Raw genomic sequence first — 16,975 nt, forward strand, 5'->3', positions numbered from 1 at the left:
AAGTTCGCCCACCGGTCAGGGCAAGAGTCAACCGGTAAAAGTGCAGAACAACAGTTACAACCAGGCGTGCGCTCCGTCAATCTTCCTTGGCCCAACGGACAACGAAGACGGGCCAAGGGAACCGGATCCGGCTGAAACCGTCCACCGTTCAGGGGATCACCCCGGTTTTCCCAGTTCCCGCACCAGGACGTCGTGGAAGCTCAACCCGAGCACCTGCCGGATGTCGCGCTCGGCCCAGCCCCGGCGCAACAGCTCGGCGGTGAGGCGCGGCAGCCCCGCCGGGCCCTCCAGCCCCGGCACGTATTCACGCGGCTTGCGGTCGCCCCAAGCGAGCTCGTCGACGCGCAGCAGCCCGTCGGAGACCTCCTTGATGAAGTCGGGCCCGAGACCCACGTGGTCGGCCCCGACGACCGACGCCGCGTGGTCGAGGTGGTCCGCCACGCGATCGACCGTGTGCCGGTGCCCGTCCACGAACTGGGCCAGCACGTTGATCCCCACCACACCGCCGGTGGCGGCGATGGCCCGCATGACCTCGTCGGTGAGGTTGCGGTGGTGGGCGCGCACCGCGAACGACGACGAATGCGACGCCACGACCGGCCGCCGGGCCAGCTCCAGCAGGTGGTCGGTCGACGCGGCACCGAGGTGCGACACGTCGAGCACGATGCCGAGCCGCTCGCACTCGGCGACCGCGTCCACACCGGCGCTCGTCAACCGGCCGCCGGTGTCGTTCTCGGCCGAACCGTCGGCGAGCATCGTGCGCCCGAAGTGCGTGAACGACGCCATCCGCACGCCCAGCCGGTACAGCGTCTCGAAGAGCCCGACGTCGAGGCCGACCGCCTCGCACCCCTCCAGGGCGATGATCAACGCGAGCACCCCGTCGGCGCGCGCCCGCTCGAGATCCGCGCCGGTGAGGCAGATCCGGACCTCGTCCGGGCACGCTTCGGCGATACGCCACGCCGTCTCGATCATCTTCAGCGTCTGGCGCAGCGCCCCCTCGGGCCGGAATTCCGGCTCGAGGAACACCGGCAGCACCTGCACGTCCACCCCACCCGCGCGCAGCTGCGGAAGCCAGGTCTGCCGGAAGAACGCGCCCTGCCTCGCCGGAGGCTGCCGCGAGCACACCATGAGCAGGTCGTTGTGCGCGTCGACGACGAGCGAGCGTTCGTGCAACTGTCGGGCTTCCGGCGGCACCTCTTCGCCAGTCACCGCTGCACCCGCTCGGGCACGGCCACGGCGGCGCGGATCGACCGGCCGGCCGTGTCCGGCATCCCGCGGTAGATCACCGGAAACGCGATGAGCGCGACGATCGTGGCGTACACCGCGGGCATGATCTTGCTGCCGCTCGCCTGCACCAGTAGCTGGCTGATCAGCGGCGCGGTGCCCGCGAACAGCGCGGACGCGAGGTTGTACGGAATGGCGACCCCGGCGTAGCGGACCTCGGCGGGCATCATCTCCAGCGCGATGAGCGCGCCACCGCCGGCGGTGGTGATGACCGAGATCTCCAGCAGCGCCAACCCGAGCAGCGCGACACCGACGTTCGCGGTCGAGATCATCAGATACGCCGGCAAGGCGAAGAAGACCGACGAGCCCGCACCCCAGAGCAGCAGCCTGCGCCGCGTCACGCGACCGCTGTCGATCAACGGACCCAGGCCCATGAACAGGAGCATGCCGAAGAGCAGGATGGTGCCCTGGATGAACAGCGCGGGCAGGGGCTTGATCTTCACCGTCGCGGTGAGGAACGTCGGCATGTACCCGACGATCATGTAGTTCAGCACGCCGCCGAGGGCGTAGAAGACGAACAGCACCCCCATTTTCGCGCGGTGCTCGCGCAGCACGGTCCGCAGCGGCACGGGTGTGCGGGCCGCCGCGAACTCCCGGTACACCGGCGTTTCGTCGATGCGCCGCCGCAGGTAGAGCCCGACCAGCGCCACGGCGCCGGCGACGACGAACGCCCAGCGCCAGCCGTTGGTGGTGTAGGTCTGGGGCAGCAGCGTCTGGAAGACGATGATCACCACGATGCCGCCGAGGCTGCCACCGTTGGCGAAGCTCGCGACGAAGTTCGTCCGCGTCGCGCGGCGGCGTTCGCTGGAGTGTTCCAGCGCGAAGATCATCCCGCCGGCGTACTCGCCGCCGGCGGAGAAGCCTTCGGCGAGCCGGCAGAGGAGCAGCAGGATCGGAGCGAGGATCCCGACGGTGCCGTAACTCGGCAGGATGCCGATGGCGGCCGTCGCGGTGCCCATCACGATGATGCACAGTGAAAGCGCGGACCGCCTGCCCCGGTGGTCGCCGATCCGGCTGAAGACCAGCGCGCCGATCGGGCGGGCGATGAAGGCCACGCCGTACACGGCGAACGCGCCGATGAGGGCGGCGGCCTGGCTCCCGGGCGGGAAGAACGTGCGGGAAATGACCACGGCGAGGTAGCCGTAGAGCGAGAAGTCGAGCCACTCGACGAAATTTCCCGCCGCGGTCGCGAACAGGATCTTCCGGGGCGACGGCGGTGTCGCGGGACGGGGGTTCATTGTCGGCTCCCTGGCGGCGCTGGTGGGGACGGTCAATGCGCCACGCGGGCGCCCGTGAGCGCCGCGCGGGGGTTGTGCACGAAGAGGATTTCGATCTGTTCTTCACTGATTCCGGCGGCGCGCAGCTTCGGCACGAATTCCACGAGCATGCGGTCGTACCCGCCACCGCCGAAGTTCTTCAGGTGGTTCTTGCGACACACGTCCTGGGAGATCAGGAGCCGGTCGAGGTGCCCGGCCGCGATGAAGTCCACGGCGAGGCGCACGCGCTTGTCCAGCTCCCAGTCCGTGGGCTCGCGCAGGAGGTCGAACTGCACCCACGCGCCGCGGCGCACGATTTCGAGGTAGTAGTCCAGGTCGCGGCGCCGGTCGCAGTGCCCGATGATCACGCGGCGCGGGTCCACGTGCTCCTCGGCCAGCACGTCGAGCTGGGCCAGGCCGGCCCGGCCGGCCGACGCGTGGGTGCTCAAGGTCAGCCCGGTCACGATCTGCGCGCGGGCGGCGGCCCGGAACGAGCGTTCCTCGGCGGGCCGCAGGTAGTCGCCCTCGGTGCCGATCTCACCGATGATCCCGGCCTTGATCCGCTGCGGTCCCACGCCGACCTCGATGTCACGCACGATGTCCTCGGCGAGCTGCTGCGTCGGCGTGGTGAACACCTCGGCGTCGTAGTACTTCTCGCGGTACCACCCGCAGCCCATCACGACGTTGAGCCCGGTCGCCTCGGCGATGACCTTGAGCTCCTCGGGGCGGCGGCCGAGGTTCCGGTTCGTGAGCTCGACGATCGTCGCACCGCCGGCCGCCTTGAACGCGGCGACCTCGGCGATCACTAGCTCCACGTCGTCCAGGATGGACTCGGGAATGCCCGAGACGCGCTTGAGGTCGATGAGGAGGTGCTCGTGCATCGCGGTGATGCCGAGGTCCTCGGCCCGGACGGTTCCGGTGACGGTGGTGACGGTCTCGTCGGCCAACGGTGCTCCCTCGGTTTCCGGTCGTGGCGCCGGTTTCCGGGCACCACGAACACAGCTCAAAACGGACGTGGGAAAGGGAAATCTCGCCGAAGCGGCGAAAAACGGTGTATCGCGTTGCTAGGACGCTAACAGCGCCGCCGGCAATCGGCTTCCTACCGGAGTAGAAAGATTCCGCGATCTCATCCTGCGTTTGTCGAAGGGATCCGCAGCCGGGCGAAGACGTGCTCGGCCGACTCGTCCTGCCGGCGGGCGTAGAGGTCGAACGGGTCGTGCACCTCGCGGCCGAGGATCCCGGCCAGGCGGTCGAGGTCGTAACCGGCGGCCTCACGCCCGTCGTCCCGGGTGCCGCGGCCGGTGAGGTTCGACTGGAAGATGCCGGCCGCGGACCGCGGCAGGAAGTCCTCGTAGACGATCGGTTCGCGCCGCACCCAGCCGTGGTCGATCAGGGCGGACAGCTCCCCCGGCGGCGGCCCGGCCGGCCGGTCGGTGCGAAGTTCGTAGCGGCAGAACGCGAGCCCCTCGTCGAACAGGCCCCGCTCGGAGTCCGGGAGGCCGGCGGCCCAGATCTCCCGGGCCACGCCGGCGCGCTCGGCCCCGGGGTCGGCCCGCAGGCGATCTTCGACCCGGCCCAGCAGCTCGTCGTAGCGGGCGCGCCCGGTCCTGGTGAGGGCGATGCCGCGGGCTTCGACTTCACCGAACCGCACCCGCAACGCGCCCCGGCCGACGGTGCCGTCGGGTTCGCGCAGCGTCCGCGGTTCGGCCAGTGCGCGGAACGACGTCTGGCGCAGCAGCACGTCCGGGCCGGCCCAGCGCGGCGGTCCCTGGATCGTGTCGATCATCTCGATGCCCCGCGCGCTCATCCGCCGGTACAGCTCGTCGATGTCGAGCACGCGCGGAGTCAGGTGGTTCACGTGGGTGCTGCGCACGCCGCCGATGTCGGCGGCCACCGCCGACACCCGTTCGAGCTGCTCGTACCAGGCCCGGTCCACCGGCTCGGTCGAAAGCTCGAACGCGCCCACGGCCAGTGTGAGGAACCGCTCGGCGTCCACGGTGGACAGCTCCCGGTCGCGTTCGGCCCGGTCCGCGAGCGCCAGCAGCTCAGGCGGAAAGAGCTGCCGCCGGGCCAGGAAGTTCTCGAGCCGGGGGCGCAGGTCTTCGTCGAAGAACCGGGCGTCGGAGGTGGCGAGCATCGAGGTGAAGACCCGGAAGGGGTTCACGGCGAGCTCGGCGGCGTCGAGCGGCCGGAAGGCGGTGGACACCACCGGCACCGCGTTCACCGCGGCTTCCCGCAGATCGTAGAACCCGACCGGGTGCATGCCGAGCGCGCCGAAGATCCGCGCCACGGCACGGAGTTCGCCGGGGGTGCCGACGCGGATCGCGCCGTGGCGCTCCTCGGTCACCCGTCCGATCGAGCCCAGCCGTTCGGCCGCCTCGCCGCGCTCGCGCACGACCCCGGCGTTGACCTCGTGGGACACGTCGAGCAACGTCTGGTAGGCCGGGACTTCGCGGGCGTACATTTCGGACAGACGGCGCGCGAACGCCGCACGCAGCCGTCCCTGACTGAGGGTGGTCATGTCTGTGTCTCCTTTTGTGGCCGGTCGACTCGATGGAAGGTCGGCTCGGTGGACGGCCCGGCTCAGCGGGCCGGCAGCCGGCCTTTGCTGACCATCGCGGCGCGCACCCGGTCGGTGGCGAGGCGCAGCCCCGCCTCGGCCGGGGTGAGCCCGCGGCGCTCGGCCTCGTCGAGGACGGTGCCGGCGTTGGCCCGCAGTTTCTCCGCGACGGTCGCGAACACGGTGTCGGTGTCCGGCCGAAACCCCGAGTACCGGGCGTCCATGGCGAACGCCGCGGCGATCACCCCGCCCGCGTTGGCGACGAAATCCGGCAGCACCGTGACGCCTCGAGCGGCCAGCACCGCTTTCGCCTCCGGCGAGGTCGGCAGGTTGGCGCCCTCGACCACGAGCTTCGCGGTCACCAGAGGCGCGGTGTCCCGGTCGAGCACGTCCTGCAGGGCCGCCGGAACGAGCACGTCGCACGGCACCGTGAGCTCCTCGCCCGCGGGCCGCGCCGCTCCGGTGCGCGTGACGAACGCGTCGCCGTACTGAGCGCGGGCCTCGAGCAGCTTGGCGACGTCCAGGCCGTGCGGATCGTGCAGCGCGCCGTGCGCGGTCGACACCGCGACGACCGTGGCTCCGAGCTCGGCGAACCGGCGCGCGGCGGCACTGCCGACCGCGCCGAAACCCTGGATGGCCACACGAGCGCCGCGCATCGGCAGCCCGAGGCGAGTGGCCGCCGCGTCGGCCGCCTCCGCGACACCGAAGCCGGTGATACCGATCTGGTCGTAGGCGATGCCACCCAGGTGCGCGGGAGTGCCCACGGCGGCACCACGGTCGCCCAGCTCATCCTGGATGATCGCCGCGTCGTTCTCGGTGAGGCCCATGTCGAGGCCCATCACGTATTCGCGCGGCACCTCGTTCGCCAGCGCACGGGCGAACGCGCGCAGCACGGCTTCCTTGTCGGGCGCCGCCGGATCCGCGACGATGCCGGCCTTGGCCCCGCCGTAGAACAGGTCGACCCCGGCCCACTTCCACGTCATCACCCGGGCCAGGCGCGCGATCTCGGTGACCGTGACCGACGGGCTCATCCGCGTACCGCCCTTGCCGATCCCGCGGGCGGTGTTGTCGATGACCAGCACGCCTTTCATGCCGGTGCGCCGGTGGGAGACGACGACGATCTTCTCCGGACCCCATTCGTCGACGAGGTCGAGTGCGTCGGTCATGTGGCGGGCCTTTCCGTGGTCGGGATTTCTGTGTCGGGCTTCTCGGTGCGGGGCGGCTCGGTGAAGGGCAGCTCGGTGGGGCGGTCCGGCAGGGCCGAGGCGATCAGCTGGGCCAGGTGCGCGGCGACGCGCTCGCTGCCGTGGGCGATCTGCGTGCGGCAGCTGAACCCGTCGGCGAGCACGACCGTGTCGAGCGGCGCCGCGCGGACGGCCGGGAGCAGTACCTGTTCGCCCGCGGCCACGGAGACGTCGTAGTGCCCGCGTTCGAAACCGAAGTTGCCGGCGAGCCCGCAGCAGCCCGAGTCCAGCACGGTGTTGGCCACGCCCAACCGCTCCAGCAGGATCCGGTCGGCGTCGAAGCCGCTGGTCGCGTGCTGGTGGCAGTGGGTCTGGCTCAGCGACCGGGCCGCGAGCCGCGGCGGAACCCAGCCCTCGGTGCGGTGCACGAGCAGTTCGGCGAGGGTCGTGGTGGCCGCGGCCACCTGGCGGGCCGCGGGCGTGGCGAGCAGGTCAGGCACGTCGGTGCGCAACGCGGCGACGCAGCTGGGTTCCAGCCCCACCACCGGCACACCGTCCTCCACCGACGGTCGCAGCGCGGCCACCGCGCGCGTGGCCAGCCTTCGCGCGATGCCGAGCTGACCGGTCGTGATCCACGTGAGCCCGCAGCACTGGGTGCCGTCGGGGACGCGCACCTCGTACCCGGCGTGTTCGAGCACCGCCACACCGGCCCGCAGGACCTCCGGTGAGAAGTGGTTGTTGAACGAATCCACCCAGAGCAGCACCGGGCCGCGCTCCCCCGGGCCGCCGGGCCGGCGCGCACGGAACCAGTCGACGAAGGTGGTGGCGGCGAACCGCGGGATGTCGCGTTCGGCCGCGATACCGCCCAGCCGTTTCACCAGCGGGGCCAGCCGCGAATGAGTGAGGCGGTTGACCGGCCCGGGCAGCTTGGCCGCCACCCGCGAAAGCAGCGGCAGCCAGCCCATCGAGTAGTGCGAGGCGGGGCGTACGCGCCACCGGTAGTGGTGGTGCAGGAACTCGGACTTGTACGCGGCCACGTCGACCCCGACCGGGCAGTCGGCGCTGCAGCCCTTGCAGGACAGACAGAGATCGAGCGCGTCGCGCACTTCGGCGGAGCGCCAGCCGTCGGTGATCACGTCGCCCTGCGTCATCTCGTAGAGGATCCGCGCGCGGCCGCGGGTGGAGTCCTTTTCGTCTCGGGTGACGCGGTAGCTCGGGCACATCACGTCGCCGCGGTGCGCTGTCGTCCGGCACTTCCCGACGCCCACGCACCGGCGGGTGGCTTTCGCGAAGTCGCCGCCGTCGGCGTGGAACGGCAGCACGGTGGTCAGCGGAAGCGGGCGTCGACGAGGATCGACGCGCAGGTCGGCATCGACCGCGAGCGGCCGGACGACCATGCCGGGGTTGAGGCCGTTGTCCGGGTCCCACGCGTCCTTGAACCGCCGGAAGAGCGTGAGCACCTCGGGCCGGTAAACCCGGGCGAGCAGCGCCGACCTGGCCTGTCCGTCGCCGTGCTCGCCGGAGGGCGAGCCACCGTGCGCGGTGACCAGGTCGGCGGCCTCGCCGACGAACCGCCGGAAGACCCCCACCCCCTGCTCGGTGTCGAAGTCGAAATCGATGCGGACGTGGAGGCAGCCCTCGCCGAAGTGGCCGTACACGGCGCCGCGCAGACCGTGGCGGTCCAGCAGCGCCGTGAACTCCCGCAGGTACGCGCCGAGCGCGGCGGGCGGCACAGCGGCGTCCTCCCACCCCGGCCAGGCTTCGGAGCCGTCGGGCAGCCGCGTGGCGAGACCGGCGCCGTCTTCGCGAACACGCCAGAGCCGAGTCATCCGCTCGGTGTCGGTGATGATCTCGGCGCCGGTGCACCCGGCAGCCGCGGCGGCGAGGGCCTGCGCACGTGCGGGCAAGTCCGAGGCCTCGCCGCCCAGCTCGGCGAACAGCCAGGCCTGTCCCGGTGGCAACGTGGCGATCGCCGCCCGACCGTCGGGCCGGGTGACGAGGTCGGTCAGCGCCCGGTCCAGCCCCTCCAGCGCGATCGGGTGCTGCTCCAGCAGCGCCGGCACAGCGTCGGCGGCGGCCCAGGCATCGTCGAACCCGAGCACGACGAGCGCTCGCACTGGCGGGGTCGGCACCAACCGCAGCTTCGCCGACAGGACGACCGCGCACGTGCCTTCGGTGCCGACGAGCGCTCGCGCCAGGTTGAACCGGCGCTCCGGCAGCAGCTGTTCCAGCGGATAACCGGACACCTGGCGGGGAAACCGGCCGAGCTCGGTGCGCAGGAGCGCGAGGTGGTCCCTCGCCAGGCCGTGCAGTTCGGCGATCAGCTTCCCGCGTTCGCCACCCTCGGCGACGGCCGCGTCGATCTCGGCCGCGCTCATCTCCCCGACGGTCAGGACCGTGCCGCGGTAGGTGAGGACTTCGAGTTCGAGCACATTCTCGGCCGTGCGCCCCCACGCGAGCGAATGCGAACCACACGCGTTGTTGCCGATCATCCCGCCGAGGGTGCAGCGGCTGTGCGTCGACGGGTCCGGCCCGAACCGCAAGCCGTGGTCGTCCGCGGCCCGCTGCAAGTCGTCGAGCACGATCCCGGGCTCCACGCGCGCGGTCCTCGCCTGCGGGTCGAGCTCCAGAACCCGGTGGTATGAACGGGAGAAGTCGAGCACCACGCCTTCGCCGACGGCTTGCCCGGAGGTGCTGGTGCCCGCGCCTCGGCAGGTGATCGCGACACCGAGCCGCCGGCACACCGCCACGGTGTCGATCACCTGCTGCCGCGTGCGCGGGAACACGACGGCCACCGGGAGCCGCCGGTAGTTCGACGCGTCGGCCGAATACTGGGCCCGCGTGCGCATATCACCGGCGACCTCCCCGCAGTCCACTTCGGACAGTGAAGCGGTGACCTCGGCGGTGTCCGGCCGATCTTTCGTCTTCGCCGACGTCCTCACTGGGTGATCCCTTCCTGTGGCGGCTCGATGGTTCCGGTTCAGCATGAGCCCGCCGGGGAGGAAAGCCCAGACCCAGGAGGCCGGTAGTATTTCGAGATCAGCACCAGAAACCCTTACCCTCGAGAGGCAGCCGATGCTCAAGCCGCTGCACTTGCTCACACTGATCTCCGTGTACCGCAACGGCTCGTTCGCCTTGGCCGCGCAGGAACTCGGCTACACCTCGTCGGCCGTGTCGCAGCAGATCGCCGCGCTGGAGAAGGAAACCGGCCTGGTGCTGTTCGAACGGGAAGCGCACGGCGTGCGCCCGACGAGCGCGGCGCGCGAGCTCGCCGAACGCAGCGCGCCCGCGCTGGCCGCGCTCGACGACCTCGGGGAGCAGGTGCGGCGGCTCGCCGACGGGACGGCCGGCCGGGTTCGCCTCGGCAGCTTCCCCACCGCCGGCGTCCGCCTCGTCCCACCCGCGCTGGCCGCCTTCGCGCGAGCAGTGCCGGCCGCCGCGGTAACGCTCGAGGAGGGTGAGCCCGACGAGCTGGTCGACCTGGTCGTGGAGGGCCGCCTCGACCTCGCACTCGTCTACCAGTACGCGCTCTGCCCACGCGACTGGCCGGCCGAACTGGCGGCGACCCCATTGCTGCACGAGGACCTGCTGTTGCTGCGGCCCCGCGACGGCCGCAGCACACCGCCGCTGCCCCGCCTGACCTCACGGCGCTGGATCGCCAGCGCCGCGGGCTCGGCAGGCTCACTGTCGCTCGACCGGCTGTGCGCGGCCGCCGGCTTCACCCCGAAGATCGCCTTTCGCAGCAACAACTACGACGCGGTGCGCGAACTCGTCGCCCAGACGGGCGGCGTGGCCGTGGTGCCGGGCCTGAGCCACGTACCCGACGACCGGATCGACGTCACGGTGCTCACTCAGAAGGGCGCGCACCGCGAAGTCCTCCTGGTCCACCGGCGGGCCGCGCACAACCCGCTGCTCGCCCGGCTGCACACCGCGCTCATCGAAGCCGCGGCCACGCAGCGGCTGTACACGCGGCCACCGCGGCGCAAGGGCTGACCCCGCCCCGTTGCTCAGCCGGCCGTAACCGCGAATTCCGCGGGGTACGAGCCGATTCAGCCGTCACCCCGGTCGTTGCCCACCACACTGCCGGCGAAACGATCGAGCGCGAACAGGTCCAGCGGCAGCTCTGGTGCCGAGCCCAGGGCGAGGTCCGCGGCCAGCTCGCCGATCGCCGGCGCGAACTTGAACCCGTGCCCCGAGCACGCCGAGACCACCGTGAGGTGCCGGTAGGCCGCAGGGGTGCCGAGCGCGAAGTGGGCGTCCGGGGTGTTGGTGTACATGCAGGTCGCGGCTCGGACCGCCACGGGGTCGAGCCCGCGCAGGTGGCGGGCGACCACGTCGCCGAGCGGAGCGACGTCCGCGGCGGTCACGGTCCGGTCGATCTCGTCGGGGTCGACTTCGAGTCCGCCGTGGTGGAACGCGACCTTGACGGTGGTGTGGTCCAAGGTCGGGAACCCGTACCACCGGCCCTCGGGCGTTTCGCGGAGGAACACCGGAAAGCGGTCCGGTTCGAACCGGCGCGGCTCGGCGGCGGGGAACCACGCGAGGATCTTGCGCTCGACGGTGAGCGGCAGCGCGGCCCGCGGGACGAGCTGCGAGATCCACGGCCCGGCGGCCAGCACCACGTGATCCGCCTGCACGAGTCCGTCGGCCAGGCGCACGAGCACGGTGTCACCCGGTCCGTCCTCGACACCCAGCACCCGCACGCCCGTGCGCAGGCCCGCGCCGAGCTCCACCGCCCGCCGCGCCGCCGCGACGATCGCCTGTTCGGGCCGGACGACCCCGGCGTCACGTTCCCACACCGCGGTGTCGCCCGGCTGCATCCGGTGGGCCGGAAACCGTTGGGCGGCCTCGGTTTCCGGCACGATGCCGCACTCGAGACCGTGCACCGCCGCGGCTTCCAGCGCGCCGCGGATCAGCATCCCGTCCGAGGGGCCGACGGACAGCCCGCCCGTCATCGTGAGCAGGCTGGTGCGCGTCTGCCGCTCGAGCTCGCGCCAGCCGCGGACAGCCGCTTTCACCAGCGGCACGTACGCCGGGTCCTCGTGCTGGGCCGTGCGCAGGATGCGGGACTCGCCGTGGCCCGAACCCCGATCGTGGCCCGGAGCGAACCGCTCCAGGCCCAGTACGCGGACCCCCCGCTCGGCTAGCCGCCAGAGGATGGCGCTGCCCATGGTGCCCACGCCGATGACAACGACTTCAGTGCGCGTGATCGTCACGCTGCCCCGCTTTCCCCACGTGAGTTCCGATCGGTTTTCGGCATGCGTCTGCCCCCGAGGGATTTCGCCGATGCCGAGAAAAGGTGGCGGCCGGCCGACGGCTGCGAAAGCCGCCGGCCGGCCGCGAGTGGCTGATGATCAGGCCCCGCGCCGCTTGGCGCTGAGCGTGTCCAGCTCGACGTCCACGCCGTAGATCTCCGCCGCGGCCTCGACGCTCAGCAGGCCGTCGCGAACATCGCGCAACACCAGCTGCGGGTCGCGCTCGGCCGGGTCGCCGAACCCGCCGCCGCCGGGGGTGTCCAGCGTGACGAGCCCGCTTTCGGGCGTGTGGGGCACGCTGACCAGCCGCGCCGCCACCTGGTCGAACGGGATCTCTTCGGCGCCGACGTACAGGCGCGAGGCCCGCCCCGCCAGGCCGGCGCCGAAGCCGATCGGCGGCGACCCGTGCTGGCTCATGCTCAGCGAAAGGGTGTACGACGACGCTTCGTCCTCGGGCGGCCCGAGGACCACCCGTTGTCCGTGCCCGCCCCGGCGGCGCCCGGCACCCGCCGAATCCGGCGCGAGTTCCTTGCTCACCAGGAAACCGCCGCTGGAGGACTCGAAGATCTCGACGGGCAACGTCGTCGAACTGGTCGGGTAGCAAATGCCGTCGACACCGTCGTCGTCCGGCCCGGCGCCGAGGCCGCCACCGTTCATGAAGTTGGTGCTCACCGGCACGCCGCTGTGGGAGCTGAGCAGTTTGATGCTGCTCTGGAACCCGCTGAGCGCGGGCACGTAGCCGGCGATCCCGGCCAGCGCGCCCTGCACCAGCGCGATGGTGTGCCAGCCGACCTTCACCCGGTCGTTGACCGAGGCCGGGTACGTCGGGTTGAGGATGGATCCCTCCGGGGCCGTGACCGTGATCGGCCGGAACAACCCCTGGTTGCTCGGGATGTTCGGAGTCAGCAGGCAGTTCAGCTGCGCGATGGAGCGCGCGGTGGTGAACGTCATCGTCGAGTTGATCCCGCCGTGGTCGTGCTGCGGCGGCACCTTCACGTAGTCCACGGCCAGCTCGGTTCCGCGGATCCGGATCACGACGCCGATGGTGAGCGTCGAATCGAGCACGTTGAACGTGTGCTCGTAAGGGTAATCGCCGTCGGGCAAGGCCTCGATCGTGCGGCGCATCGCCTGCTCCGCACGGTCCTGGATGGCGTCCGACAGCTCGGACAGGTCGTCGACCCCGTACTCGTCGAGCAGGTCGACGACCTGGCGCACCGCGACCGAGTTGGCCGTGACGATGGCGCTGATGTCGCCGATCACGGTGTCGGGCAGGCGGACGCTCTTGCGGATCGTCGCGATGATCGCCTCGTTGCGCCGTCCCTCGTCGTAGAGCTTCATCGGCGGGAAGAACAGGCCTTCCTCGTACACGGTGCGGGCCTGTGACTGGTTGAGCAGCCCGCCGATGTCGCTCACGTGCGCGATGGAGCCCGCGAAGCCCACCAGCTTGCCGTTCTTGAAGAACGGGGTGACCACGCTGACGTCGGGCAGGTGCCCGTTGCCGATCCACGGGTCGTTGGTGAACAGCACGTCGCCCGGACGCAGCGTGTCGGCCGGGAACGCCTCCAGCAGCGCGCTGGTCACGTGCGGCATCGTGAGGTTGAACGCCGGGTTGCTCGTGGCGGCGTGGGCCACCGACCAGCCGCGCGCGTCCATGATCTCGCACGCCAGGTCGTTCGCGGCCGAGATCAGGGTGCTGAGCGCGGTGCGGCGCAGCACCGTCTGCATCTCCGCGGCGACAGTGGCGAGCCGCCCCCAGATGATCTCCAGCGTGATCGGGTCGTCGAAAACGGAAGTCTCGGTGGGCACGATCAGTTCTCCTTGCCGGGCGAGGAAACGACGATGAGGTTGCGGTAGCCGTCCACGGTGCCGACCGCGCCCGGCGGGACCAGCACGGTCGACTCCCGTTCCTCCACGACCGCCGGGCCCTCGACCCGGGTGCCGGGCGCCAGCGCGTAACGGTCGTACACGGGTGTGTCCACATAGTACTTTCCGGACTCGAACCAGTAGACGCCGCGGTGACCGCGGGCCTGCGGTCGCGCGGGATTCTCCTCGGCGGCCCGGTGTTCCACGGTCACCTCACTCAGCCGGCCGGACGCGACGACCCGCCACGTGACGACTTCCACGGGAATGCCTTCGAGCACGTGTCCGTAGAGCTCGAAGTACGCTTTGTGGAACGCCGCGAGGATGGTGCCGTGGCTGTCGCCGTCGAGCGCGCCCTCGGGCAGCTCGACCGAGATCTCGTTGATCTGACCGGCGAACCGCGCCGCGACGTGCCGCTCGATCACGATCTCGCCGGCCGGCACCCCGGCCTCGGCGACCACGCCGCGGCCCTGCTCCTCGAGCTCCGCGACGAGCCGGTTCACCGAAGGCCAGTCGATCGTGTCGAGCACCTTCGGCTCCGAGCGGGAAAACTCGAACGACACCGGTGCGACGAGCAGGCCGATCGCCGAGAGCACGCCCGCGCCGAGCGGGTAGATGATCCGGTCCTGCTTGAGCAGCCGCGCCACGCCCGCGGCGTGGATCGGCCCCGCGCCGCCGAACGCGAGCAGCGCGTACTGCCGCGGGTCGCGGCCGCGTTCGACGAGGTGGATCTTCGCCGCCGACGCCATGCTCTCCACCACGACCTGGTAGATGCCCCACGCCGCCGCTTCCACCGTGAGGCCCAGCGGCTCGGCGAGGTGCTCCTCGATCGCCCGCCGCGCGGCGTCGCGGTCGAGCGGCATCTCCCCGCCCAGGAAGTTCTCGGGCGCCAGGTAACCGAGCACCACGGCCGCGTCGGTCACGGTCGGTTCGCTGCCGCCCTTGCCGTAGCAGACCGGCCCGGGGTCGGCACCGGCCGAATCGGGACCGACCTTGAGCAGGCCGAGCTCGTCGATGCGCGCGATGCTGCCGCCGCCCGCGCCGATCTCCAGCATCTCCACCGACGGGAACTGGATCGGCAGGCCGGAGCCCTTCTTGAAGCGGTGCACCCGCGCGACTTCCAGCTCGTGGGAGATCGTCGGGCGGTTGTCCTGGATCAGGCTGATCTTCGCCGTGGTGCCGCCCATGTCGAAGGAGATCAGATCCGTTTCCCCGCAGGCTTTTCCGTAGAAGGCCGCGCCGATCGCGCCACCGGCCGGACCGGATTCGATCAGCCGCACCGGGAACTCCGACGCGGTCTCGACGGTGGCGATGCCGCCCGAGGACAGCATCAGGTACAGCCGCTCCGGGTAGCCCAGGTCCCACAGCGCGTCGGCCAGCGACCGCAGGTAGCGATCGGTGATGGGCCGGACGTAGGCGTTGGCCACCGTGGTGCTGGTGCGTTCGTACTCACGGATCTCCGGCGCCACGTCGCTGGAGAGCGAGATGTCGACCTCCGGCCAGATCTCGCGCACGAGCCGTGCCGCCGCCTGCTCGTTCTCGGCGTTGCGGTAGGCGTGCAGGAAGCAGATCGCGAGGCTCGCCGTGTCCGTGGTCGAACCCGCGGCGCGGTCCCGGGCGTCCTCTTCGCGCAGCGCGGCCACGACCTGGGCGATGTCTTCCGGCCGCACCGAACGCAGTGCCCGACCGCGGTGGTCCACGCGCTCGTCCACGCCGAGGCGGCGGTAGCGCGGCACAAGCGGCTCCGGAAAGCGCAGGGTGAGGTCGTAGATGTCGTAGCGGGCCTCTTCGCCCGTCACCAGGGTGTCGCGAAAGCCCGCCGTGGTCAGCAGCGCGGCCTTCGCGCCCTTGCGCTCGATCAGCGCGTTGGTGACCAGGGTGGTGCCGTGGATGACGTTCTGCAGTGCTTCACCGGTCAGCCCGACCCGGTCGAGCAAGGCACCGATGCCGGCCAGCGACCCGCGGGCGGGGTCGTCCGGGGTGGTCATCAGCTTGTGCACTTCGATGGCGCCGGTCGACATGTCGAGCAGCGCGAAGTCGGTGAAGGTGCCACCGATGTCGAAGGCGAGCCGGTACCTGCCCCTGCGGTCTCCCATGCGGATCACGAGTCTCCTTGGTTTCGGCCGGCCGAGGGCGGTTGACCTGCGCTGAGACCACTGCCGCCGGCCCGCGTTCGGCGGGAACGGGGTCTGACGCTAGCCGCGCGCACGGGCCGAAAGCTTCCGTCAATCGTCGAAATTCCGTGGCCGAACGCCCGACTCCTGCAGCAGCGATTACGCCGCTCACGGCACTAGACTCGGCGCGTCGGCGCGACTGCTGCCGAGGAGGAGGCGCGCGTGGACGACCTGCAGCACATCGCCGAATCGCTGGCGTTGCGCATCGGGCGCTCGGTCGCGATCGACGACCCGCAGATGCAGTTGAAAGCGCACACCGCGCACGACGAGCCGGTGGACTCGTTCCGGCTCGAGTCGATCATGCGCCGGCGCGCGAAACCGCAGTCGCGCCTCACGGAGTTCGCCAAGGAGTTCGGCATCACCACCGCCGAGCACCCGGTCCACGTGCCGGCGAACGCGAAGCTCGGTTCGTTCGCACGGATCTGTGTGCCGATCCGGTGCCAGAACATCCTGTTCGGTTACCTGTGGCTGATGGATTCCGAGCCGCCGATCCCCGAATCCGACCTCATGACCGCGATGGACGCGGCCCGCTCGGCCGGCGAGGCCATGATGCGCGAGCGCCTGCTCGACGACGTCCGGCGCGCACAGGAAAGCAAGCTGCTGCAGGACCTGCTCAACCGCGACGCCGCCGTGCGGGCCCACGCGGCGGGCCGCTGGCGCGCGGATCGGGACCTGCCCGCCAAGATGAAGGTCATCGTGGTCAGCACTGTCGTGTCCGGTTCGGACCTGCGGGGCAACGAGATGGCCATCGACCTGCTCCTCCAGCGGACGCAACGCCGGCTCGCGCCGCGCGCCACTCTCGCCACCACCACCGGCGGCGCCCACGGAACGCTCCTGATCGCCGACGTCCGGCTCCCCGACCGCGCGCAGCTGGCCGAGTACGCCGAGACGATGCGCCAGGAACTGCTCCACGAGCTGGGCGACTCCGCCACCGTGCAGATCGCCGTCGGACCGGTGCGAGCCGGGCTCGAGACGGCCTTCGAGAGCAACGAATGCGCCCGCGACGCCCTCCGCGTGGCCCAAGCGGTGCCGGCCAGCGACCCGGTGATCTTCTGGGACGAGCTCGGCATCTACGGCCTGCTGGTGCAGCTACCACTCGAGACGCTGCGCGCCGAGGTGATCCCGGCCGGGCTGCGCCGGCTCATCGACGCCGACACCGGCCGCTCCCTCGTGCCGACACTCGAGTGCTACCTCGACCTGGCCGGTGACGCGGCCGGCTCGGCCGAGCGGCTCACCATCCACCGCACGAGCCTCTACTACCGGCTGCGCCGAGCCGAGACGATCACCGGGATGAGCCTGCGCAACGGCTCGGACCGGCTGGCGCTGCACCTCGGGATCAAGCTCAGCCGGCTCATCGGCCTGTTGACCGACGAGCCGGCCGAGCCGGTCCCGGAACGGTGACGCG

General features: G+C 71.1%; 11 protein-coding genes. 2 read left to right on the forward strand and 9 right to left on the reverse strand.

Annotated features, from left to right (window positions below):
* Positions 1-156 precede the first annotated feature (156 nt).
* The 6 genes from VSH64_RS20920 to VSH64_RS20945 form a co-directional block, all read right to left on the reverse strand.
* Positions 157-1,206, reverse strand: coding sequence for a dipeptidase (locus tag VSH64_RS20920; protein ID WP_326837323.1), 1,050 nt, complete (start codon positions 1,204-1,206; stop codon positions 157-159).
* Positions 1,203-2,519: an MFS transporter gene (locus VSH64_RS20925; protein WP_326837324.1), complete on the reverse strand. Its 1,317-nt coding sequence runs from the start codon at positions 2,517-2,519 to the stop codon at positions 1,203-1,205. Before VSH64_RS20925 ends, VSH64_RS20920 begins: the two co-directional genes overlap by 4 nt.
* A 32-nt stretch (positions 2,520-2,551) precedes the next feature.
* Positions 2,552-3,484, reverse strand: coding sequence for a phosphotriesterase family protein (locus VSH64_RS20930; protein ID WP_326837325.1), 933 nt, complete (start codon positions 3,482-3,484; stop codon positions 2,552-2,554).
* 179 nt (positions 3,485-3,663) lie between these two features.
* Positions 3,664-5,058 (reverse strand): 2-oxoadipate dioxygenase/decarboxylase, encoded by a 1,395-nt coding sequence (gene hglS / locus VSH64_RS20935; protein WP_326837326.1) that lies wholly within the window; start codon positions 5,056-5,058, stop codon positions 3,664-3,666.
* A gap of 62 nt (positions 5,059-5,120) precedes the next feature.
* Positions 5,121-6,263, reverse strand: coding sequence for a Glu/Leu/Phe/Val family dehydrogenase (locus VSH64_RS20940; RefSeq protein ID WP_326837327.1), 1,143 nt, complete (start codon positions 6,261-6,263; stop codon positions 5,121-5,123).
* The gene (locus VSH64_RS20945) at positions 6,260-9,223 is read right to left on the reverse strand and encodes an FAD-binding and (Fe-S)-binding domain-containing protein (protein WP_326837328.1); all 2,964 of its coding nucleotides are present in this window, start codon (positions 9,221-9,223) and stop codon (positions 6,260-6,262) included. Before VSH64_RS20945 ends, VSH64_RS20940 begins: the two co-directional genes overlap by 4 nt.
* Before the next feature lie 133 nt (positions 9,224-9,356).
* On the opposite strand from VSH64_RS20945, the gene VSH64_RS20950 reads away from it, so the two are divergent.
* Positions 9,357-10,274: a LysR family transcriptional regulator gene (locus VSH64_RS20950; RefSeq protein WP_326837329.1), complete on the forward strand. Its 918-nt coding sequence runs from the start codon at positions 9,357-9,359 to the stop codon at positions 10,272-10,274.
* 56 nt (positions 10,275-10,330) lie between these two features.
* Here VSH64_RS20950 and solA read toward each other — a convergent pair whose 3' ends face one another.
* The 3 genes from solA to VSH64_RS20965 form a co-directional block, all read right to left on the reverse strand.
* Positions 10,331-11,497, reverse strand: a complete 1,167-nt coding sequence (gene solA, locus VSH64_RS20955; RefSeq protein WP_326837330.1) for an N-methyl-L-tryptophan oxidase — start codon at positions 11,495-11,497, stop codon at positions 10,331-10,333.
* A 138-nt stretch (positions 11,498-11,635) separates the two neighbouring features.
* The gene (locus VSH64_RS20960; protein ID WP_326837331.1) at positions 11,636-13,342 is read right to left on the reverse strand and encodes a hydantoinase B/oxoprolinase family protein; all 1,707 of its coding nucleotides are present in this window, start codon (positions 13,340-13,342) and stop codon (positions 11,636-11,638) included.
* A gap of 2 nt (positions 13,343-13,344) precedes the next feature.
* Positions 13,345-15,492, reverse strand: a complete 2,148-nt coding sequence (locus VSH64_RS20965) for a hydantoinase/oxoprolinase family protein (RefSeq protein ID WP_326837332.1) — start codon at positions 15,490-15,492, stop codon at positions 13,345-13,347.
* 240 nt (positions 15,493-15,732) lie between these two features.
* Here VSH64_RS20965 and VSH64_RS20970 point away from each other — a divergent pair, with 240 nt between their 5' ends.
* Positions 15,733-16,971 carry a PucR family transcriptional regulator gene (locus tag VSH64_RS20970; RefSeq protein ID WP_326837333.1) on the forward strand — a complete coding sequence of 413 codons (1,239 nt, stop codon included), beginning with the start codon at positions 15,733-15,735 and terminating at the stop codon, positions 16,969-16,971.
* Positions 16,972-16,975 lie beyond the last annotated feature (4 nt).

The organism is Amycolatopsis rhabdoformis (assembly GCF_035918295.1).
GTDB lineage: Bacteria > Actinomycetota > Actinomycetes > Mycobacteriales > Pseudonocardiaceae > Amycolatopsis > Amycolatopsis rhabdoformis.